Genomic DNA, 21,855 nt, shown 5'->3' on the forward strand with positions numbered 1-21,855 from the left:
TTCATGATGCTATCTCCGTTCTGACAATGCAAGACGCAATCCAAAACCAATAAAAATTAACCCTGTTACCCAATTGAAATATCCCTGTATTTTTTCATTTTTCTCAATCCAGGAGCGTACTTTTGTTGATGCCAAAGCGTAGATATTCAATATAAGAAATCCCATAATAACAAACACTGCTCCAAACAAAAGTATCTGATAATGGGCATTTACGCTTTTGTTATCAATAAATTGCGGCAAAAAGCTGAGAAAAAACAGCGTAGTCTTCGGGTTTAGTGCAGAGGTTAAAAAACCAGTGAAAATTAAGCTCTTGCCTTTAGATTGCACCTTAGGGGTCTTTACGAACACCTTCTGTCTATTTAGAAAGCACCTTATTCCAATATAGAACAAATAACCGGCACCAAGCATCTTTATGATAAAAAATGCAAAAGAGGATGCTTGTAACAAGGCTGCTAAACCGAAAGAAGCTGCTAATACCTGAAACATATCTCCTATCGATGCTCCCATCAGGGCCTTGAATGCTGCCCTACGTCCCTCCGTCATTCCTTTCGTAATAACGTATATCGTAGTTGGCCCAGGTGTTAAAATCAGAATTAAAGATACGAAAACAAAAAAATATATATTTGATATCTCCATATTCAAACACTTACCTCCGCGGAATATTTGTCTTATTATACTATATAGCAAAGATACTTGCTCATTACTTAGATAAAATTATATATCAACCAAAAATCGCCCGCAGAGATGCAGGGCAGACTCCTGAATAGAAAACAGTTGGACATTTACGTTGTTCAATATCCCTAAATTTTCACGAGTTGTTCTAACTATATCTGTTAACTCCATGTATAATGATATTGTGGATTTTAATGATAAGGGAGTTGTTACTTTGGGATTTTTAGATTCAGTTCTGGGCAATGCATCAGAAGTAAATATTAGTACTGTCCAAAATGAATACGCTAGTATTCTCGCAAATAACGAGAGAATTGAAAAGGCCTATCGACTCATTCGTGATATGTTCATATTCACGGACAAACGCCTGATTTTAGTGAATATCCAAGGGATTACCGGCAAAAAGGTTGAGTATCATTCCATACCTTATCGTGCCATAACCCATTTTAGTATTGAAACCGCCGGTCATTTTGACCTTGATGCTGAGCTCAAAATCTGGATTTCCGGGACTGACACTCCCATTGAAAAGAAATTCAATAAGAATCTCAACATTTATGAACTGCAGAGTGTGCTTGCCACATATATATTACGCTAAATAGCACTGTATTGGGCGTGTGCTATAGCATAAAAATGGAGGTGTCGCCAAACATTTGGCGACACCTCCATTTCACGTTCATCTACTTTTCCAGATGCTTTCTTGCCAGCTTATATACTTGTTGTGCTGATTTTTGCGATAGATCCCAGGTTTGCAGTTCTGCTTCTACTAATTCTCCATGCTTCTTACTGATGTCCTTTAAAGCATTGCCAACTGATTTCCTTACATATTCACTGGGGTCATTCCTTACGTTCGCAAGCAGTTTTATCGCTTCGCCTGGGTTTTGTTTGAAATAATCCCGGCCCGTCCATATCCGTAATCCCTCGATAACAGCTCTTCTGACATTAGGATTACTATGGTTCAGCCATTCTTCCATGACCGGCAGTGAATTTTCATAGCCACGATCATGACAAAACCGGTCAAATGCTTTGGCCAGTATTTCCTGAACTTGCCAGCTTGTATCCAAACTAACCGCTTCTTTTAAAAAGACTAATGCTTCGTGCAATCCGCTTGAAATGGCACCACAGATAAATGCAGCCAAGGACCTGACTTGATAATGTTCCGATTGATAATACTCTTTTGCCATCAAGAAACAATCATGTACCGAATGATTGCTGATAATTAGGTTAGCAGCATGTTCTGTTTCTTTAAATCCATTCTCTATTTTTGTTATCTTTTCAATCATATCTTCATACATAAATATCACCTATGTACAGCATACTCCTCAGAATTACATTTTCGCAATTACTTTGAAGCAGATACGGTGATTTTTCTTCGTGGAGCAGAGGGGCGCTCTTTTTATTTCCATATTTTAAGTAGTCCAATGTTTGGGATGTACTTCAACCGAAGCGGGGATTGTTATTGCTTTTTAGTCGTTTTCATCTGCTTCGGCATCTGCCTTTGTAAGATGTACGGTACCTTTCGGATGTTGGGGTGGTGCATAAATTGAATACAGTTTCAATGGGCTTTCCCCCGTATTAATTAGGTTATGCCAGGTCCCTGCTGGAATAAAAAAGGCATAGCCATCACCAATATTTTTTTGGAAGCACAAATCATTTTTACGAACGCCCATTTTAACAAGTCCCGACCCTTTTTCAATACGAATGAACTGTTCAAGATGAGGGTGTATTTCCAGCCCGATATCTTCGCCAACAGGAATACACATTAGGGTTAACTGCATAAAGTTGCCCGTCCATATAGTGGTGCGGAATGTCTTATTTTGTTTTGTTGCCTGCTCTAGATCTAGGATAAAAGGTTTTGGACCATAGTCAATTATGTTTGGCTCTCTGTTCATGGAATCTTTAGGACGAATCATATTATCCTCCTAACTCTGAATCGTTTGTTACTAGTATATGACGCTATACAGAACTAGGTGAAAAAACCTCCACCTGGGTGATCGACCAGAATGGAGGGATTTGATCTTACATGTCATCATCAGAATCTTCATGGTGCAACTTCTTTTGCATAGCCGACCTCAATAGGTAAAACTGTAAATCTCTTCGATATGCCCATGCTGCGAATGCATACCAAACTAAAAAAACAAAGAAGAGTAAAAATCTACCTCTGTACTCAATCAAACCGTAGTTCCGAAATACCATTCCTATTATCTGGCTTAATGCAGCAAACGCCGGTACATATGCTAACAAAAAAGATTTACGTTTTGGCATCAAGTAAAAAAAAATGCTAAACGTAAGTCCCCATGAAACTGGAGTCCAAGCAGAAATAATTCCAAGAACATTAAATGCGCCCATATTTTGGTACTTTAAAAGCCCCATATAAGTAAGTATTGACACCAGAATAACATCCACAATACTTCCGAAGGTAAGTCCATAAAGGAGATAACGTTTATATTGTTCTTTAGGTACTAATAAAATATATGCAACCCCGACCATAACCGCAAAGATCATAAAGATATAGCTTATATCCATTTTTCTCACCTCTTTCAGCCTTACTAGTTTTACTAATATTAAATCAATTATGCACAGGACAGAATATTACTATAAAAAATAAGCCCGGCAGCCAAAGGTACCGGACGATAGTTAGTTAATCAGAGTATCGCAAACCCAATTTGCTTTGTCATTTTCGAAGTCACCTTCAGCCACCAGGCCATATGTTTACCATCCTCGGTGATGCGTCTTAGGTGATGAGCAGAGGGACGAATCTGCACTATTTTTCATGCGCTACAATATCCCTGTCTCTTCTTTAAAACTAGTTGATTGTCGCATGGCCAATGTTTTTAGGTAGAAATAGTACTTCAATAACGGGAAAGATCATCAACAGACCGAGAAAAACAAAACATAATTCATAGGAGATAGTCATGGGAAAGAAATGCTGCAATAAGTTTGCAATCACGGTAATGAGTGATATTCCCATTCCCTGTGACAATATGGAAGTAACAGAATTCAACGTATTGGCGCTGTTTCGGTGCTGAGGATCTATTTCAGAAAAGCTCAGCCCATTGTAGGCAGTTAAAGCCAAGGAACGCCCTACTCCGGAAACTAAGGCAAGAAACATAATCCAAATAGGCACTGTGTCGGTTTGAATGAATGCTAAACAAATGGATGAGACAAATACCATTCCAAATGCTGACAATAGTGCACCGCGGTAGCCTAAATTTCGAATAATGAAATTGGTAAAAGGCTTAATCCCCACGTTTCCCACAAAAATAAATAACACATAACTGCCTGCTTTTACCGCAGACCACTGAAAGACTGTCTGTAAAAAAATCGTTAGCAGATACGGCATGGCACCAACAGACAGCCATAAGACAGAACCACCAGTCTGACAAACTCTAAACGAAGTGATTTTTAATGACTCCAGGGAAAACAACGGATGAGCTGCTTTTTTTAAGTGGTTGAAAACAATAAAGCACAGTATTACCCCTAAGATAATTAATCCGGAGGCGCTAAACCAATATTCTTTTCCATGCGTGGCCAGCTCTGCTCCCGTTAGAATAGCACCGGATAAACAGGCAATTTCGATAAACCCTAAAAAATCAAAAACAGCTCTATTACTGACCTGATCCGTCTCGATTAACTTCATGCCGATGAAGGCGCTGATGAAACCTATGGGGATATTAATCAAAAAGATCCAATGCCAGCTCCAGTACGTAACAATAAATCCGCCAAACACGGGGGCTATGGCCGGTGCGATCAAGGCAGGCCATGTAAGGTAACCGACCATGGTTAACAGCTGCGAAGGTGGTGTTTTTTCTAGTACAATCAATCTTGCCGTCGGTACCATCAAGGCTCCCGAAATTCCCTGGACAATTCTCATGAGCAAAAGGAAAGCAAAGTTAGGGGCTAAGGCACTGCAAAGTGAACTAAGGGTAAAGAGACCAACCGCCATAATCCAAATTCGTTTCTTGCCAAAACGCCTGGCCATCCAGCCGCTTAAGGGGATAAAAATAGCAACGGTAATCAAATACACGCTGACCATTAACGCAATGGTGGCCGGGCCTGTATGAAACTCCTGGGCCATAGTAGGTAGTGCGGTCGTTACGATGGTTCCGTCTAAAATCTCCATAAAGAGACTGGCAGCCATTAATAAGGCTATTTTTATTTCTTTTGTCATGTGACTCACCATCTTTTTTCCATTCATGTTTACATTCTTTCATCCATTCGATTGTGACATTAACTTTCTGTCGTCGTAACGCAAGCTGCTGACTCACAAACAACATAATTCAAAATACAAAATTTATCATATTACAAGAGGAATGATTGTTCAATACAATGAATTATATGATTATCATTAAAAATCGCAATGATTCGTGAGGGAATACATAGTGGAACTTAAACAATTGAAGTATTTTATTGCAGTTTGTGAGGAACTGCATTTTACCAGAGCCGCTGAAAAACTAGGAATCGCTCAGTCCACCTTAAGTTTACAAATTGCATCATTAGAAGAAGAAATCGGGTTACCCTTATTTGACCGCATTGGTAAAAGAATTACCTTAACGGAAGCCGGCTCTATTCTTTTAAGAAATAGCCAAAACGTTCTTTGGACTTTGCAAAATACACAGGACAAAATTAGTGAACTGCACCAATTCCAGGGAGGAAGCTTGGCCGTAGGAGTGTTACATGCCGAATTAGATTATCGGCTAAATTCCTTATTTATCGATTTTCATAATCGGTTTCCGCAAATCCATTTAAAGATACTTTCATCAGTTAATGTAGACAAGCAGGTTCTTAATAATGAAGCGGATGTGGGCATCTCCATTCTGCCAAGATCAGAAAAACAACTAGTACATATTCCGCTATACTCGGAGGAATATGTACTAGTTGTTTCGAAAAAACACAAATTGGCCAATATCAGATCCCTTTCGATTATGGATTTAGATAAGATCCATATGGTTATGTATCCAAGAGGCTTTGTAAGCAGGGAACTGGTTGAGGAATGCTGCCGGCACAATGGAGTTCAATTAAATACGATCATAGAAACGACATCAGGAGCCTCCATTTTCGGGTTTGTAAAAGAAAACATTGGCGCAACCGTCCAACCGCTTCCCTTAACCAGATCAATCAATGACCCCACCTTGCATTTGATTAAAATAAAGGATTGGCCGATTACCCGCCATATCGGTATTTTTTATCGGACCGATAAGTACTTAGGATTTGCCGCACGGGAATTTATTAGATTGGTCAAAAAAAGATTGGAAATGGGAGATATTTTCTTCGATATCCCCGATTCTAAGTAAGTGATTATTATTTACTACTCCTTCCAACCAAGCTGCCGCGCCGCTTTACATGACTATTTCCTGCCAATCCAGGAAAGCTCCCGGTATCATCAGTCTAATATAAGCGTATATATCGGTTAAATGACGGTTCACCAGTTCCTGCGGAATCCCCACCGGAGCATAAACGGTATAGACAGCCTGCCTGGTTTCCGGGTCAATCCGGGTGCGACGATCAGGACCATAGATGATGCTTGAAATGATGCCTGCCGTATCGGATAGTATCATATCCTGAGCCTTTACCCGTTGTTCCTTGCCGTTTATCAGGGTATACTGCTCCTGCCCTGTCGCCGCATCCAGCGTTAAGGGCAAATGCAGCGCATCGTAATCATGGCCGGCCGTTAGCAGGCCATTTTTTAGTTCTGCCATAAACATCGCTTCCACAGCTGGGGAAACGGAGGGAATCGACCTTTCTTTAAAAACGACAGACTCTAACTGCTGCAAAACATGGTATGTCTTTTTATATTGCTTGTAATACTGACTATAAACTGAAATAGGAAAGTAATTCACCAGTTCTTCTTTACTCGTAAAGGTTTGCCGCAGCTTAGCCTCCAGTTCCCGTTTGCACGTTTCACCTGCTTCAACGTTTGCCGGCTTTCCTATATTTTTTACAACCATAAGGCCCATACTTGCACCTTGGTGTATCTGCCGCCAGGTATCCGTGACACATAACATAGCCACCATCTCCTAATAAGAATTTCTTTCATTCTAAATTCTTGGCGGAGAATTTTCTTGTATGATATTGCTGTATTTTTTCGGTGTGATGCCGGTAATCTGCTTAAACTGCCTGGCAAAGTGACTCTGATCGGTAAATCCTGTCTCCTGAGCAACAAATGCCATAGAACGTCCTTTTGCCAGCAGTTCCTTGGCCCGCTTGATTCTCACCTGTTTTAAATAGGCATGTGGCGGAACTCCCAGCCGCTCCCGGAATATTCGAAGCAAGTGAAACGAACTGAGATGGCAGACAGCGGATAATTCCCGGAGCGAAAAATTCCGATCATAGGTCTCCTCAATATATTCACGGGCTACTTGAACCGCCCGGTGATCCTTCCCGGCAGTTTTTACCGGCAAGCGCTCCCGGGCATGGCGTGAAATAAATTCCGTTAGCAAGGTCAATAGCATTGACTCCTGCTCTACAAGCGGCAATACCGCCTTTTCCAGCGAGCAGTGAACTCTTTTAATAAAGTTGGCCATAGTATCATCTTTGATCACCCCATCCGCAAAGAAGGGCATCCTCCCGTCCTTGCCGGACAGTTCAGCAGCAGCCTGCTCCAAAAGCTTTGACTCAAGATAAAACATCCGGTAGGTCCATCCCTCTTCCGACAAAGCCGTACCGTCGTGAGCTTCTCCCGGAATGACCAGGTTAATACATCCCGGAGTTGCAATATTCGTTTTACCCCGATAGGAAAAACGGAGTGCCCCCGCTTCGATCACACCAATTGCAAATCCTTCATGAATATGCTTTGCAAAAGACTGTTTCACATATTTCGCATGCAACAATTCCAGATGATTCAATTCCGGCATGATCCAGTAATTCACTTGGTCTTCGTTCTCTCCTGACATACCAGCGCCTCCCCAGCAATTTGAAAGCCTGATCCAACTCCCTCGGCAAACCTTTTTGCCTGTAAATAAACGGTGGGATAACAACATGACCATCGGCATTACCATATTTGCCCTCTTGTTTGATAATGTAAAGTAAACTCCCGTAACCCGGCAGCATGGAACGCTGCATTAGAAGCCTATGTAATATCACAGGCCTTTCCAAAACACTTGCAACCATGTATTGATTTCATTTCCGTCGCGTACTTCCCTAGGATAACGCCAGTGGGCCGGAAACAGCTTTTTATAATAATAGCTGGAGAATCTTTCATCAATCAGCAGTACCACTCCTTTATCGTCTTCAGAGCGAATCACACGTCCAGCCGCTTGCAGCACTTTATTCATACCTGGATACATATACGCATATTCAAAGCCCAGTTCATTCTTCTTTCTAAAATGTTCCATAATCAGATTGCGCTCTAAACAGATTTGGGGAAGCCCCACTCCGATAATTACAGTCCCCAACAGTTTGTCCCCCTTGAGATCAATACCTTCTGAAAAAATTCCTCCTAACACACAGAAACCCAGTAACATGCGATTACTGTCCGGCCGGAACCGCTCCAAGAAACTTTCCCGCTCTAGTTCCGACATGACATTGGTCTGAATCAGGGTCTCGATGTCAGAGTATAATTCCGAAAAAATATGATACACTTCCTGCATATAGTGATAGGATGGAAAAAAAACGAGATAATTCCCGGGTTTCTGCTGGATCGCCAGATGAATATATTGAGCAATTTCCTGATAACTACTCGCTCGATTTTTGAACTTGGTGGATATCCGGTCAGCCACCAGCAAGCATAAATGTTCGACCTTAAAGGGCGATGGGAAGGCAATTTTTGCATCCGTTGCCTCACCACCCAATATTTCACTAAAATAATCCAACGGGACCAGGGTCGCCGAAAAAAATACACTGGACTTGCCTCGCTGGACTGCTTCCCCCAGCAGCTTGGAGGGATCCAGGCAAAACAGCTTCACCGTAACCTCTGACGAGGATGTTTCTACATACGTAATATAGTGGCCATCATAGAGTTCTACCATTTTTAAAAATATCAGCACATTAAAATAGAGTTCCAACAAGGCATCGTAACCGTCTGCTTTATGATTGTCAGTTAATAAAGCAGACGCTTTCTTAACAAATGTCCAAAGCAGAGGATAAAGCTCCTCTGGTTGGTCCAACTGTGTATAATATCCTTCTTCGCCGCACTCTTTTTTCATGCCCAGCATAACTGTATTAATTTTACTCAGGGTTTTGCCAATAGGCTGGCCTTTACAGAGATTTTTCACCTTCAAGAAGGTGCTTTTGGTCAGTTCGGCGGAAAACATCTCCCTTGCCCGGTCCACTAAATTATGTGCTTCATCAATTAGAAAGGTATAATCACCCTGACTGGTCTGAAAAAATCGTTTTAAATACACCCGGGGATCAAAAACATAATTATAGTCACAAATAACGCAATCGGCCCACAAGGCTAAGTCCAGGGAAAGCTCAAAGGGGCACACCATATGCTTTTGTGAATAGGCTTCGATTACGTCCCGGGTAAAAGCTCGCTCCTGCAAAAACAACTCCATAATGGCATCATTGACCCGATCAAAATGTCCTTGGGCATATTCGCAATGGTCCGGGTTGCATATAGATTTTTCCTTAAAACAGATTTTATCTTTCGCTGTGATCGTAATGGATTTAAAGTCCAAGCCACAGCCTCGCATGACGTTCACAGCTTCTTCCGCCACTTGGCGGGTAATGGTTTTGGCGGTCAAATAAAATATCTTGCCCGTTTTATGCTCGCCCATCGCCTTAACGGCCGGAAACAAAGTGGAAATGGTTTTCCCAATTCCAGTGGGTGCCTGGACAAACAGTTTTTTGTTATCCGAAATGGTTCGATATACCGCAACCGCTAGCTCCCGCTGACCTTGTCGATAAGCTGGAAAAGGAAAATTCAGCTTTTTTATGGAAGAGTCCCGCAACTCCTTCCATGCCTCAAGCTGCTTAGCCCAAACTAAGTAACTATCCAGCAGCCCATAAAAAAACGTTTGCAATTCCTGCAGGGTAACGGTTTCTCTTAGCCGTTTTATTTCCTCTGTATCAATATTGTAATAAGTCAATTGAATAGCGAGCTGTTCTACCTTGTTTTGTTCACCATAAATAAGTCCATAGCATTTGGCCTGAGCCCAATGCAGGGTATTAAAGGTCTCATCGATCCGTTCCAGGGGAATAGCCGTTGTCTTGATTTCATCGATCACTACCTGCTGCTGCTCGCTAATGATCCCATCTGCCCGGCCTTCTACCAGGAATAGAAAATCCTTGTAGCTAATTTCATATTTTAGTGTGACTTCCGCTATATAATTGTCGCCACCAGCCTTTTGAAGCTTTTGGTGTATTCTGGTTCCTTCTACCGCTCTGCTGGTTCCCACAAAACGAGTATCAATATCACCCGAACGCAAGGTATACTCTACTAAATCTTTTACTGATATGCGGACTACATGCGGTATCACCTAAACTGGCACCTCACTTCCTGCCATTGTAAACACTGAATATAGAATAAAGAAGGCCTGATTCAGGCCAGTTTGAGCTCCGCCTGAAGCTTAGCCGCGCTTAACTTTCGCTGGAAGCAACCCTCCCGGCTCTAAGCGGCTTGTTTTATGAAATCCAAGATTTATTACCTATTCCTTATTTATAATTATTTCGCAGCAATTATTTTTTTCCTATATGCGCATATAAGGTTTTTTCTATTTCCCGACTGGAACACCTGGCAACGCTATATCGCCTATTCCGCTTGCCTAGAAGCATTTTTTGAGGTCAAATAATAGACATTTATACAAACTGTAAATAAATTAATTAAGGCCACCGGTATTGCATGAATCGCAACGGCATAGATGACAAAACATATAGAACCTATCAGGTTCACAAACCGCAGTTTATTTATCGATTTCATTAAGAAGGAAATAGCTACTAGAACGGAAGCCAGATAGCCCAATCCTTCTACTACATTGATACTCCCCATATTATCTCAACCTTTCTTTATGGCTTTCCAAACTGAGTATGCCTTTAGCTTAAATAGATTATTCGGATTGACCGGCAAAGTACCACCATTGCATAAGAAATAAAATCTAAAACCTTCAGCCTGAACGAAGGCAGTTCGGCTTTACCATTTTTCAAATAAAAAGCATCTTCTCCTGTTTGATAAAGAAACAGGCAAAGATGCGGATGAACATTAAACTCCTCTTTAGTTTTAGTATAGTTCTATACGCTTTACCAAAATCCTGTTTTTTATAAAACCAAAAGGAATATTCCTTTTGGTCAACTTTTTGCGACAGCCGTAAGTTGATAATTATTTTTTCGCTTCCGTTCTGAACGGTCGATAGAACGTGCGAATGTCCTCAGCCAAAGGCTCGGGATCTTCCATGGCAGTAAAATGTCCGCCACGAGGCATTAACGTCCAGCGAGTTATATTTAGATGTCGCTCCGCCCATTCTTTAGGTGGCAGCAGTATATCAGCCGGAAAGAGGGCAATTCCCGTGGGGACCTCAATTTGTCCCATGGGCGGCAAAGAATTCATATTTTCATAATATATGCGCGTTGATGACCCGCTCGTGTTCGTGACCCAATAAATCATGATATTAGTAAGCAGCTCATCCTTGCTGAAACTCTGCTCAAGATCACCCTGACAATCGCTCCAGGCACGGAATTTTTCAACAATCCAACTAGCTAACCCCACCGGTGAATCGGAAAGTCCGTACACAAGAGTCTGGGGCTTCGTCGATTGAATGGACATATAGGCGCCCTCTTGGGCAATCCATTGTTGAGCACTTCTCTTGTAGTCCAATTCTTCTTTGGCAAGCCCCGCCTCATTAGAAGTCATGAGATTTCTAATGATACCGATATCCGTAAGATGGATTCCAACAAGAAGCTCCGGATGGTTTAATGCCAGATATCTTGTAACGCCAGAACCAATATCTCCACCGGCAGCAGCAAAACGTCGATAACCAAGTTCTTCGGTCATTAGTTTAGCCCAAAGCTCGGAAACCCGAAAATTATTGATGCCACTATGCTCAGGACGGCTAGAAAAACCAAATCCCGGCAGGGAAGGGACAATCACATCGAAAGAATCAGCCGGGTCACCGCCATAACGGGCCGGGTCGGTCAACAGGGGGATGATCTTCTTGTAACGTATAAAACTGTCAGGCCATCCGTGAGTAAGGATAATGGGTAAAGGGTTGGGACCTTTACCGCGTTCATGCACGAAGTGCACATCTATTCCATCGACCTTGCAGTGAAACTGGGAATAGCGGTTCAGTTCCTGTTCTTGGGCACGCCAATCGAAATGGTCCCGCCAATACGAAACAAGCGACTGTAAATAGCCCATTTCTGTTCCCCGTTCCCAAGCCGAATCTTTCAATTGGTCTGGCCATCGAACATGATCCAGTCTATATTTCAGATCGTCAAGCACTTCCTGCGCAATTTGGATACGAAAACCTTCCACAGCCATCATGCTCCTCCTTCAGGTAAGTTTTTTTCAAGATCAACATTCACAAGAAAGCGACTCATTTCTTTACTCAGTCCTCCCCCTTCCCTCGCCAAATTTATCAGCTTAACGGTAACTGACCAGAACCTGCCTCAGAGTGAAAAGCAGCAAACCTTATAGCAAAAAGGCCTGCAGAGCATCAACCCTGCAGGCCTTAAGTTGTCTGGTGGAGACGGTGGGATTCGAACCCATGACCTCTTGAATGCGAGCCAAGCGCTCTCCCAACTGAGCTACGCCCCCAATGGATTACTATAGGCTTTCATGAGCAGCCAATACATAGTATTCTACTTCACAGTATTTTACATGCGCGCCAAAATTCCTGCACCGCTACAATTTTTTTCTTATAACAGCCTGAAATACGCCGAGGGAAACGGCGACATCCCCGAAAGTCAAAAAGAACATTTGAAAATGCTATAATGAATATAGCAAAATATTTGAACACGGAGATTCACCTATGCTGCAAAAAAGCGAAAGTTTCCTGAAATGCTGCCAATTTATCAAAGAAGAAAATATAGATACTTCCCGTTATCCATTTTGCCTCCCTCTATTTACCCATCATACGGAGGTCCAGTTTCATCCGCAGATTACCTTCTTCGTTGGTGAAAATGGCAGCGGCAAATCAACGCTGCTGGAAGCTATCGCTGTGGCGCGAGGCTTCAACCCCGAGGGAGGTACGCTTAACTTTAATTTTTCCTCACACGACTCCCATTCCAGCCTGTATCAGCACGTTAGACTGGTCAAGGGAACCAAGCGGCTCCGGGACGGCTTCTTCCTGCGGGCCGAGAGCTTTTACAACTTGGCTACTTCCATTGAAAAGATGGATTCCGAAGGCATTGGCGCCCGCGTCATTGACTCCTTCGGCGGCCGTTCGCTGCACGAGCAGTCCCACGGCGAATCCTTCTTTGCTGCCATTCAAAACCGTTTTCGCGGCCAGGGACTCTACATTCTGGACGAACCGGAAGCCGCCCTCTCGCCGGTAAGGCAAATGGCCCTGCTGTCCCGCATCCACGAACTAATCCGGCTGGACTCCCAGTTTATTATCGCCACCCATTCTCCCTTTCTGCTCGCTTACCCGGGCGCCTTGATCTACCAGCTATCGGCGGAGGGCACCGGCTTGCAGCAGATGGCTTACGAACAAACCGATCATTACGTTATTACCAAACAGTTTATTAATAACTACCAGAAGATGCTGGACATATTATTGCAATGAACACATAATGCTTCTACTTCTTATTCTTTTATAATCCGCAGGGAGGTCCCGCCTAAGTCACAGGGTAGGTTACTTTTAATCATGTAAATTTATAAATCGGTGCAGCACTGGCAAAATTAAATCATCAGTACTGTCCCCGCACCAGCTCCTCTACTGTATCCTGGAAACACTCCTTAAAAATTCGATTAGCGACTACTGATCAGTCCCCCCATGATATATAATGGTAAAACAAAGGAGGAATCATCTATGAGAATTGGGATTATAGGTCTGGGTAATATCGCCCAAAAAGCATACTTACCGGTAATAACGGCCAGATCGAACTTAGAACTGGTGCTTTGCACCAGAAACCCTGTTGTTTTATCGTCCATAGCCAAGAAATATCGCATTTCTCAAACCGTACAAACACTGGATGAACTGATTGCCTCCGGTGTAGAGGCTGCTTTTGTTCATACCGCCACCGAAGCCCACAAAGATATAATCACTACGCTTTTGTCAAGCAACATTCATGTCTATGTGGATAAACCCATTGCGTATTATTATAAAGAAGCTGTTGAACTGTCTGAACTGGCACTGCGTCAGAAGAAAATTCTTCTGACCGGTTTTAACCGCCGTTTTGCTCCCATGTACGCCAATCTCAAACAGCAAGCAGCCCCGCAACTTATCATGATGCAAAAAAACCGCGCCGCAGAGCCGGATGAAGTGCGGCATTTTATCTTCGACGACTTTATCCATGTGGTAGATACGCTCCGCTATCTCTTCGGAACATCGGCAGATACGATCTCTGCACGTGGTTTAACCGAAAACGGTAAACTGTCTACTATCGTTTTGGAACTTTCCAGCCAGCATCGTACGGCCCTCGGCATTATGAGCCGGACCAGCGGTATCAATGAGGAAATTCTCGAATACATGGGTTCCGGCCAAAAGTTCACCGTCACCGATTTACAGCAGACCCGGCATGCGACACAAAATACCGAGCATTATTTAAAACACAACGACTGGGAGACGGTCCTATACCGGCGGGGTTTTGAACAGATCATCGATCATTTCCTATACTGCGTGATAAACAGCCAGCCGCCAGCCATATCTCTGGAAGATGCACTGGTAACGCATGAACTTTGCGAAAATATTGTAGAACAGCTTATCAAAGAATAAAAAGATAGCTCCTGAAAGATTGCAGTGAGGAAATAACCTTTTCACTGCGTTTATCCTGATTGTCTGCCTAACAGGCAATCCTCTGTTTTGAGGAACCGTTAGGCATAATACCTGCGTGGAAACTATTGTTAGGAGAATCATCTATGAGCAAAAAAGCGGTGGAATGGTTATACCGGGAACTGCCCGGCCTGGTTGAAAAGGGCATCTTAACACCGGAAACAGCCGAAAATTTAAGACATCATTACGGGGCACCGGACGTTACACCGGGACGGCGTACCGTGCTATTGCTCTTCGGAGTAATTGGCACTATATTAGTAGGGCTGGGCATCATTTTGATTTTTGCGCACAATTGGGAGAATCTGCCCAGAATTACCCGTTTACTGATAGCTACTGGATTGTTGCTCTTCTCGCAAGCCATTTCAGGCTTCACTCTATACCGGAAACAAGACAGCCTGATCTGGCGTGAATCAGCCGGTACTTTTCAATTTTTAATGCTTGGCGCAGCCATGGCTATAGTCGGGCAAACCTACCACCTGGCCGAAGATACCGATGCGTTTTTACGTACCTGGCTGCTTTTATCTTCGCCGGTCATTTATCTGCTGCATTCGCGCAGCGCCGGCATTTTTTACACCCTAGGGCTTACCTTCTGGACTGCCGGCGGTCCTTTCAGACTTGAAGCGCAGTGGCCTTGGCTGCTGTTGTTATCAGGTCTGGTCCTGCCGCATTACTACCGGTTAATCAAACAGGAACGCTATGCCAATACCACCATCATAACCTGCTGGGTCGCCAATGTTTGCTTTTATATTGCTTTTACAGCCGTATTCAACCGCTTTCTCGACCACTTTGGCATGCTGACTTATGTCGCTTTATTTGTGTGTAATGTGTTGATTGGCCGTTTATGGTTTTCCCGTCAAACCAGCGGCTGGCCCATGCCGTTCCAGGGTATCGGGTTAACCGGGATAACCGTACTCCTCTTTTTTCTGACCTTCCGTAGTTCCGGGAGGCAGCTTACCATGCCTGTTACTCCTTTCCTAGCTGAGACCAGTCTGGTCATCGTTGTGCTGTTCCTGCTGCTATACATACAAGGCCTGTTTATCCGCCGTCTGAACTGGCGAAAGGATCTGCCGCTTTTATTGGCGCCCTTCATCGTTGCCGGCGGCTATCTGTTCAACCTGGCTGATCCTGGCGGGATGACTACCACGATATTAGCTAATATCTTTTTTCTTTTTATCAGTCTGCACACTATTCGCGCCGGGGTTCACCAGCAGCAGTTGGGATTGGTTAATGCCGGTATGCTGCTATTGACAGCCATCATCGCCGCCCGTTTTCTGGATATTGATTTCAGCTTTATTGTCCGCGGCCTGGTCTTTATGCTACTGGGTATTGCCTTTTTAGGGACTAATCTCTATCTGGTACGGAGCAAAGGAGGTGGCAAACTATGAGGCAGCAAATCCGCCTGCTGTTATTTATCACTGCAGCCATTTTGCAGTTAGCAACGCCGCTTTATATGGCCTGGCATTGGGAAGACATTCTGCAAACCGGGGAAACCTTCTATTGGCAAACGGCTCCGGTTGATCCTTACGATACCTTTAAAGGACGCTACATGGATTTGCGCTTCCAGCAAACAATCATACCCCGACCAGATCATACGGCATGGCGTTATGGCCAGACCGCGTATGCCTTGATTGACCACGACAGTCAAAACCATGCCTATATTAGCGGCATCAGTCGTTCCGCACCTTCCAACGCTGCCTACCTTCAGGTGAAAGTCAGTTATATTCAGGATGATACGATTCATATTGATCTTCCGTTCAAGCGCTATTACCTGCCGGAAGATCTGACTACAGCCGCCGAGGACGCTTACCGTAAACATGTCGGCGATGCTACCGTAGCTGCTGTTCGTATCAAAGACGGTTATGGCGTGATCGAACAACTCTATATCAAGGGTCAACCCCTGTCCGAATTTCTGCAAAACCAGAAATAGCATAAAAATAAGCCCTAAACCAAGTTCTAAAGCGCCTGGTTTGGGGCTTATTTATCAGGTTAAACACCTACTGAATGGTAAGACGTCCGTCCCAAGTCTCATGAGATGGCTCCGCTTCTCCAGGCTCTGTCAGTGCTTACGGCTTAAGAACATATTGGAACTACATATGGCCGTATTTTAAAGAACTAATCAGACATTATGAAGATACCGCTGAAATCCTACAACTAAACGATAACATAACGGAAATCCAATACCAATAAAGAAAATGCCATATAACATTGAGAAGTCAAAAAAAATCAGGCTTCTCACTATAGACCAAAGAATTGCAAACAAGTACATCAACATGCTAAGCTTTCCAAAAAACTGAAGACTTTTACGTAAAAAACCTTCTCCTTGTAGCTCATCTAGCCAGAATAATTTTTCAAAAAATAATTTGACCCTTTGCAACTTTGGATATTTCATAATTAAAGCTATTAATATCATTACTATTCCCAAAATCATATAAATCAACTGCATCACTCACTTTCGAGGAATATGGCTGTTACATTCAGTGATAACTTAAATCAATAAGGATATTCATAATTTTATTCCATCCATTCAGGATAACTATTCCAATCCCCATCTATTCGGCTTTTTGCCTTGGCTACTTGTTCTTTTTTGTACTCGGGAAGGTATTCTAACGCCACTTTATAGGCCGCAAGAGCCTTATCCTGTTCTTGATTTTTCTCCAGAGACTGGGCCAATGCAAATGCTATTTTGCCATCCCTGGGCAATATTTGCATAGCCACTGTAAAATCTTTAACAGCTTCGGCTTCCTCTTGGCGCAGGTGATGCACAATTCCCCGCTGGTAATATCCCAAAGATTCCTGAGGCGTTAATTCGATAAACTTACCCAAATCAGAGAGAGTAAGATCAGATTTTCCCTGACGATAATAGGCAATACTCCGCAAATAATAACTGCTCGGTTCAGGTTTAATCGCAATAGCAGCGCTATACTCATTAATCGCACGGCTGTTTTGGCCTTGTCTTAAATACGCAATCCCTCGTCCCGTATAACTCCTGGTATCAGGGGGATTTAACCTACTTGCAGTGTTATAATCGGCTATAGCCTCAACATACCTTTGCATTGACAGATAGCTGTCACCACGCTTTATAAAGGCTTCCGCTTCCCTGGAATTGACTTTTATTGCCGTTGTGTAATCTGCAATTGCCAGCTCCGCTTGTCCATTCTCTAAGTAGTAATTCCCTCGATACAGATATGCTTTCGTTTCCTTCGGGTTCATTTCGATAATCTTACTATAGTCAGCGACCATCTGGGAAAATTGCCGCATTTCACGAGCAACCGCTGCCCTTTTATAATAATTGCTAACCTCTCTCGGTTTTAATTCAATGGCTGCCGTATAATCGTCATAGGCATTTTTTGATCTTAACATTTTTTCATAAGCATCGCCTCGACTTACAAAGGCTGTATAGAAGGTAGCATCCAGCGCCAGGCACTGACTGTATGCATCAACTGCTTCCAGATAATCCTGCTTTTCCAGAAATAAATTCCCGCGCTGTGCCCATTCACTGGCATCTTTCGGTTCAGGCAACGCTTTGTATGGAACTAGGCTTTCATCAATGATTTTTTGCAAGCTTACGGCATCAATCGTTCGTGGTCGAAAGCGCAATATTCCCTGCCCATCGACAACCACAATCGCCGGGAAGCTATAAGTATAACCAAGTGCAGTACCAGTATCAAATAATGTAGGAACAGTGCAATGATGTTCCGCCAATGTCCTAATTACAAAATCCTTCTTTCTGGCTGAAACTATCGTATAAAAATTAATCTTGCCCCTATTTTCCATGTAAAGCTTCTCTATTATTGGCATTTCCCTTTCCAACGTATCGGGAGAGGAAAAATCCTTCCAAAAAAACAAAACTGTCGGCTCGCTATGATAATCAACTTCAAAATCATTATCATCTAAATCTTTAAAATTTTCTTTTGTAAGAACTGTGCCCAGTTTCATTAGTTGTGGCACTTTAGGTACTTCACGAGCATCCGGTGCAAATTTCATACCTGGTAATGGCTCTTCACCAAAGACTAATTTATCTATATATTGCATAAACGAATTCATTTCAACATGAATCAAATTATTATAGACTATCTTCCCCTCACCATTGGTAATCATCATGCTTGGCACACTGCCATTATATTTTCTGATAAAATGAATGGTGCTATCGATAATGACAGGTATTGTAACATTATTTTTTTTATACGTTTTTTCGACCTCCTGACGGTCTCCTGATGTAATGATGAAGAAGCGGACCTTATCTTTGTATGTATCATAAACCTTCTGAAATTCCTGTAGTTTATTCATATATTCGCCAGTATGCAGAGAAATAATAATTGTCGGTTTTCCGGCTTTAAAATCCAAGTTACTGTCTTGCTCGCTTAACTCCGGAAGTATTAAATCAGGAGCAATTTGTCCGACCTTTATACCGTAGGGACCTTGCGCAGGAACTACATCCCCTGCTTGCAGAGCAAATACAGGCTTACTGTTAAAAATACCAAACAATAAAATAAATAAAACAAGTAATCTAATAATCATTTTTGTATTCATATTTTTCCCTTTCCACTATTGCTTTTCGATTGTAGGGATAAAGCTGCAAGCATCCTGTTTTTAGATATCTAGCATTTAGCGTACGAAATGTTTGTATCTTAACCAAGAGACGATTGCTACACCTATTCCTAATGGTCCTGCAAACTTTATGAAAATGATTGCAACTATAATAACTAAAATAGCAGTAAGCATCTTACCAGCCCAAAATAATGGACTTTTATTAACCGGTACATATCTCCTAACAATATTTTTCAGTTTACGTCGTTCCTGCTGTTCCCTTCTAAAATGAACTTTCTCCCATACAAAATCCAGAAAATCCTGAGGAAACATATTGTAAAGTTCCCGTTCCCGCTCCGTCCAAAAGAAAAAATCATTAAACAATTCCCATACCTCAGGCAACAGAGCATTTTTAGAAGCTCTATATGGTGAAAGTTGTTGATAAGGAGAAAGTTGCTGAGGCAATCCAACCTCGGGATTCGCCAAAAAATGTAGTAAACGTAAATTTATAGTTTGTTTAATTTCAAGATTCCAATACTTTTCGTCTTCCAATATATGTTTCCATTGAGTCACATCATTTTTAAGATTAGGATCATGATAAATCTTTTTTACTCTATCAATAAATTCATTGACAAGTTCTTCTGCCGTATTTCGGTTATTCCCATTTGCATCAAATGTTATCGGATTGTTTATCAAAGCTGGTTTATCATACATCTCTTCGCCAAACGTTTGTACTTGTTGAGTAATGACAGGTATCTTGGTAGGCTTCTGATTATATTTTGCAAAATTCAGAGCATTCTCATAGGCCAGTCTCAACCGTTGAAAACCTTCCGGATCATCCTCCGGATGAAATATCTTCAACTTTGCAGCATAAGCTTTTTTGATGGCAGAAATATCTGTGGTCGAATTTAAATCCAATACAGCCCAAAAGTCCATATCAATACCCCTGTCTTCGTTCCAATTCATCTAATTTTACTCGAAATAATTCAGCTTCTTTTTTTATTTCCCGATCATTTTGTCTGTTTATCACGCGTTCAAACTGGTGAAGAAGAGCAGCAATTTCCATCCTAAAATCCCCCAAGGATTCTTCAAATAGTCTTTCGCCTCGCGCAAGAAGTAGTTGATTTTCTTGCCGATCTCTAGGATGTATTTTAATGGCCGCTAAAGCTGCCAGTCTGTTTTCAATATCTGCTTTAGACAGAGTGCCAGGACTTTCTTCAATAACAATTCGTTTTCGTAGCCCTGTTTTGACAGCGTTAACTTCCACCTCCAATATACCATTAATATCATAGGTAAACCGCACATCCACGGTTTGCTGACCTGCCGGTGCTGGTGGAACTTCCATTTTTATGGATCCCAGCGATATATTACTTTTGGTTAGGCGGCCTTCACCCTGAAATATCTTAACATTTATGTAAGTCTGGTTATCAGAAATGGTACAAAATTGCTCTACCTTACTCACCGGAATCGTTGTATTACGTTCAATAATCGGAGCAAAATGTCCATCTTCGTAATAACCGTAACCACTGGGAACAGATGTCTCAATTCCTAATGTGTAGGGGCAGACATCCGTCAGAACTACCTCTTTCAGCACAACATTCCTTTCCTTCATAGCAGCCTGAATCCCGGCCCCAATCGCGACAACTTCATCCGGATTCAAACTACAAGAAGGAAAACGGCCCAGCAATTTGCTAACAAGCGTATGAATCATAGGCATGCGAGTCGCACCACCGACCAATATAACTGAATCAAGCTCATCTGCTTTTATTGAGGCATCTCGCAGAGCTTTCTCAACAGGGACTCGCAACCGATTTAATAATTCTTTAGCAACTGTTGAAAATCCATTGCGATCCATGTTGAATTCCAATGTTTTGCCATTAATGAGGCAATTCATGGTTGCTGTCATATGGTTACTCAGGCTTTGCTTGCATAGTTCAGCCTGCTTTTTTATCATTACGTATGCTTTTTGCTCTATATTTTTATCATTCATCTTATGATATTGAGCAAAAGCGGAAATCAAAGCATTGGTAAAATCCTCTCCTCCCAGATAGTTGTCACCGGCTATTGCTTTTACTTCCATAACATTCTCAAATAGTTCAACAATTGAAACATCAAAAGTGCCACCACCAAGGTCAAATATTAAGAACTTTGTTTCAGATTTTTTCTGATGAAGTCCGTAAGCACACGCCGCAGCGGAAGGCTCATTAATTAGTCGCTCCACCTTCAATCCGGCCAATTCTCCCGCCCGTTTGGTAGCCCTGCGCTGTGCATCATTAAAATACGCAGGAACACTAATCACTGCCTCATGAATTGATTCTCCCAGATAAGCTTCGGCATCTTGCTTTAGTGAGCGAATAACAAAAGATGACAATTCCTCTGGTAGAAATTTATATTTACCTAATTTAAAGGTCTTGCTGGTTCCCATATAACGTTTAAAGGCAGCTATCGTTAAATGAGGATAACCAATTAAACGTTCCCTGGCAATCTGTCCAACAAATATCTCCTGATTTTCATCTACACTAATCACAGAAGGAGTTAAGTTACTACCAACTGCGTTTGGGATTATCTGCACTCGATCATTGTCCCAATATGAAATTAAACTATTTGTTGTTCCTAAATCAATACCTACTATAGGCACAAGAAAGTCCTTCCCTGCCGCTTGATCACACTTCTCCAGAAATTATAGACGGCATCGCTCATTTTATTTGTATTTTGTTTATTTTCCGGGCAAAAGCACTAAACTCCTGCCAAATTAATACAATATCTAGCAGGAGTTCCCTTATGTGGTATGGTT

At 42.3% G+C, this 21,855-nt stretch carries 19 protein-coding genes and 1 tRNA gene; 6 read left to right on the forward strand and 14 right to left on the reverse strand.

From position 1 onward, the window contains the following. Positions 1-9: 9 nt before the first annotated feature. Positions 10-636: a LysE family translocator gene (locus BMW43_RS16920; RefSeq protein WP_091750558.1), complete on the reverse strand. Its 627-nt coding sequence runs from the start codon at positions 634-636 to the stop codon at positions 10-12. Between the two features lie 250 nt (positions 637-886). Here BMW43_RS16920 and BMW43_RS16925 point away from each other — a divergent pair, with 250 nt between their 5' ends. Further along, the gene (locus BMW43_RS16925) at positions 887-1,264 is read left to right on the forward strand and encodes a PH domain-containing protein (RefSeq protein WP_091750560.1); all 378 of its coding nucleotides are present in this window, start codon (positions 887-889) and stop codon (positions 1,262-1,264) included. Positions 1,265-1,346: 82 nt separating this feature from the next. Here the strand turns inward: BMW43_RS16925 and BMW43_RS16930 are convergent, their stop codons facing one another. The 4 genes from BMW43_RS16930 to BMW43_RS16945 all read right to left on the reverse strand — a co-directional run bounded on the left by BMW43_RS16930 (position 1,347) and on the right by BMW43_RS16945 (position 4,837). Continuing rightward, positions 1,347-1,961 carry a DNA alkylation repair protein gene (locus BMW43_RS16930; protein ID WP_091750415.1) on the reverse strand — a complete coding sequence of 205 codons (615 nt, stop codon included), beginning with the start codon at positions 1,959-1,961 and terminating at the stop codon, positions 1,347-1,349. Positions 1,962-2,132: 171 nt separating this feature from the next. After that, the gene (locus BMW43_RS16935; protein WP_091750418.1) at positions 2,133-2,579 is read right to left on the reverse strand and encodes a cupin domain-containing protein; all 447 of its coding nucleotides are present in this window, start codon (positions 2,577-2,579) and stop codon (positions 2,133-2,135) included. A gap of 106 nt (positions 2,580-2,685) precedes the next feature. Then, positions 2,686-3,192 carry a hypothetical protein gene (locus BMW43_RS16940; protein WP_091750422.1) on the reverse strand — a complete coding sequence of 169 codons (507 nt, stop codon included), beginning with the start codon at positions 3,190-3,192 and terminating at the stop codon, positions 2,686-2,688. A 280-nt stretch (positions 3,193-3,472) separates the two neighbouring features. Further along, positions 3,473-4,837 carry an MFS transporter gene (locus tag BMW43_RS16945; protein ID WP_091750425.1) on the reverse strand — a complete coding sequence of 455 codons (1,365 nt, stop codon included), beginning with the start codon at positions 4,835-4,837 and terminating at the stop codon, positions 3,473-3,475. Positions 4,838-5,048: 211 nt separating this feature from the next. Here BMW43_RS16945 and BMW43_RS16950 point away from each other — a divergent pair, with 211 nt between their 5' ends. Then, positions 5,049-5,960, forward strand: a complete 912-nt coding sequence (locus BMW43_RS16950; RefSeq protein ID WP_091750428.1) for a LysR family transcriptional regulator — start codon at positions 5,049-5,051, stop codon at positions 5,958-5,960. A gap of 45 nt (positions 5,961-6,005) precedes the next feature. Here the strand turns inward: BMW43_RS16950 and BMW43_RS16955 are convergent, their stop codons facing one another. The 6 genes from BMW43_RS16955 to BMW43_RS16980 form a co-directional block, all read right to left on the reverse strand. Further along, complete coding sequence (locus BMW43_RS16955; protein WP_091750430.1) at positions 6,006-6,671, reverse strand: phenylalanine--tRNA ligase beta subunit-related protein; 666 nt, start codon at positions 6,669-6,671, stop codon at positions 6,006-6,008. Positions 6,672-6,704: 33 nt separating this feature from the next. Next, complete coding sequence (locus tag BMW43_RS16960) at positions 6,705-7,559, reverse strand: AraC family transcriptional regulator (protein ID WP_091750432.1); 855 nt, start codon at positions 7,557-7,559, stop codon at positions 6,705-6,707. A 186-nt stretch (positions 7,560-7,745) separates the two neighbouring features. Further along, positions 7,746-10,085 (reverse strand): ATP-dependent DNA helicase, encoded by a 2,340-nt coding sequence (locus BMW43_RS16965; protein ID WP_091750435.1) that lies wholly within the window; start codon positions 10,083-10,085, stop codon positions 7,746-7,748. A 272-nt stretch (positions 10,086-10,357) separates the two neighbouring features. Then, positions 10,358-10,594: a YgjV family protein gene (locus BMW43_RS21915; RefSeq protein ID WP_091750438.1), complete on the reverse strand. Its 237-nt coding sequence runs from the start codon at positions 10,592-10,594 to the stop codon at positions 10,358-10,360. A gap of 327 nt (positions 10,595-10,921) precedes the next feature. Further along, a complete protein-coding gene (locus tag BMW43_RS16975; protein WP_218140716.1) occupies positions 10,922-12,082 on the reverse strand; it encodes an epoxide hydrolase family protein in 1,161 nt (386 codons plus the stop codon). A 197-nt stretch (positions 12,083-12,279) separates the two neighbouring features. Next, positions 12,280-12,355: transfer RNA gene (locus BMW43_RS16980), tRNA-Ala, on the reverse strand. A gap of 214 nt (positions 12,356-12,569) precedes the next feature. On the opposite strand from BMW43_RS16980, the gene BMW43_RS16985 reads away from it, so the two are divergent. From BMW43_RS16985 to BMW43_RS17000, 4 genes are all read left to right on the forward strand, one after another. Further along, on the forward strand, positions 12,570-13,325 hold the full coding sequence (locus BMW43_RS16985; RefSeq protein ID WP_091750444.1) for an AAA family ATPase: 756 nt from the start codon (positions 12,570-12,572) through the stop codon (positions 13,323-13,325). 246 nt (positions 13,326-13,571) lie between these two features. Next, positions 13,572-14,477: a Gfo/Idh/MocA family protein gene (locus tag BMW43_RS16990; protein ID WP_091750447.1), complete on the forward strand. Its 906-nt coding sequence runs from the start codon at positions 13,572-13,574 to the stop codon at positions 14,475-14,477. A 143-nt stretch (positions 14,478-14,620) separates the two neighbouring features. Further along, complete coding sequence (locus tag BMW43_RS16995; protein ID WP_091750450.1) at positions 14,621-15,919, forward strand: DUF2157 domain-containing protein; 1,299 nt, start codon at positions 14,621-14,623, stop codon at positions 15,917-15,919. Next, positions 15,916-16,461, forward strand: coding sequence for a GDYXXLXY domain-containing protein (locus tag BMW43_RS17000; protein ID WP_091750452.1), 546 nt, complete (start codon positions 15,916-15,918; stop codon positions 16,459-16,461). The genes BMW43_RS16995 and BMW43_RS17000 overlap by 4 nt, the downstream gene beginning before the upstream one ends. Positions 16,462-17,045: 584 nt before the next feature. Here BMW43_RS17000 and BMW43_RS17010 read toward each other — a convergent pair. The 3 genes from BMW43_RS17010 to BMW43_RS17020 form a co-directional block, all read right to left on the reverse strand. Continuing rightward, the gene (locus tag BMW43_RS17010) at positions 17,046-19,064 is read right to left on the reverse strand and encodes a tetratricopeptide repeat protein (protein WP_091750458.1); all 2,019 of its coding nucleotides are present in this window, start codon (positions 19,062-19,064) and stop codon (positions 17,046-17,048) included. A gap of 75 nt (positions 19,065-19,139) precedes the next feature. Then, a complete protein-coding gene (locus BMW43_RS17015; RefSeq protein WP_143050650.1) occupies positions 19,140-20,027 on the reverse strand; it encodes a J domain-containing protein in 888 nt (295 codons plus the stop codon). Further along, positions 19,999-21,699, reverse strand: coding sequence for an Hsp70 family protein (locus tag BMW43_RS17020; protein WP_091750464.1), 1,701 nt, complete (start codon positions 21,697-21,699; stop codon positions 19,999-20,001). The genes BMW43_RS17015 and BMW43_RS17020 overlap by 29 nt, the downstream gene beginning before the upstream one ends. Positions 21,700-21,855: the final 156 nt, after the last annotated feature.

The organism is Propionispora vibrioides, from assembly GCF_900110485.1.
Taxonomy (GTDB): Bacteria; Bacillota; Negativicutes; order Propionisporales; family Propionisporaceae; genus Propionispora; species Propionispora vibrioides.

Excerpts from the sequence above, each read along its gene's own strand:
- BMW43_RS16935 (WP_091750418.1), bottom strand. The coding sequence starts at position 2,579 with ATGATTCGTCCTAAAGATTCCATGAACAGAGAGCCAAACATAATTGAC.
- BMW43_RS16985 (WP_091750444.1), top strand. The coding sequence starts at position 12,570 with ATGCTGCAAAAAAGCGAAAGTTTCCTGAAATGCTGCCAATTTATCAAA.
- BMW43_RS16920 (WP_091750558.1), bottom strand. The coding sequence starts at position 636 with ATGGAGATATCAAATATATATTTTTTTGTTTTCGTATCTTTAATTCTG.
- BMW43_RS16960 (WP_091750432.1), bottom strand. The coding sequence starts at position 7,559 with ATGTCAGGAGAGAACGAAGACCAAGTGAATTACTGGATCATGCCGGAA.
- BMW43_RS16945 (WP_091750425.1), bottom strand. The coding sequence starts at position 4,837 with ATGACAAAAGAAATAAAAATAGCCTTATTAATGGCTGCCAGTCTCTTT.
- BMW43_RS16975 (WP_218140716.1), bottom strand. The coding sequence starts at position 12,082 with ATGATGGCTGTGGAAGGTTTTCGTATCCAAATTGCGCAGGAAGTGCTT.
- BMW43_RS17015 (WP_143050650.1), bottom strand. The coding sequence starts at position 20,027 with ATGAATTGGAACGAAGACAGGGGTATTGATATGGACTTTTGGGCTGTA.
- BMW43_RS17010 (WP_091750458.1), bottom strand. The coding sequence starts at position 19,064 with ATGAATACAAAAATGATTATTAGATTACTTGTTTTATTTATTTTATTG.
- BMW43_RS16930 (WP_091750415.1), bottom strand. The coding sequence starts at position 1,961 with ATGTATGAAGATATGATTGAAAAGATAACAAAAATAGAGAATGGATTT.
- BMW43_RS16995 (WP_091750450.1), top strand. The coding sequence starts at position 14,621 with ATGAGCAAAAAAGCGGTGGAATGGTTATACCGGGAACTGCCCGGCCTG.
- BMW43_RS17000 (WP_091750452.1), top strand. The coding sequence starts at position 15,916 with ATGAGGCAGCAAATCCGCCTGCTGTTATTTATCACTGCAGCCATTTTG.
- BMW43_RS16990 (WP_091750447.1), top strand. The coding sequence starts at position 13,572 with ATGAGAATTGGGATTATAGGTCTGGGTAATATCGCCCAAAAAGCATAC.
- BMW43_RS21915 (WP_091750438.1), bottom strand. The coding sequence starts at position 10,594 with ATGGGGAGTATCAATGTAGTAGAAGGATTGGGCTATCTGGCTTCCGTT.
- BMW43_RS16940 (WP_091750422.1), bottom strand. The coding sequence starts at position 3,192 with ATGGATATAAGCTATATCTTTATGATCTTTGCGGTTATGGTCGGGGTT.
- BMW43_RS16955 (WP_091750430.1), bottom strand. The coding sequence starts at position 6,671 with ATGTTATGTGTCACGGATACCTGGCGGCAGATACACCAAGGTGCAAGT.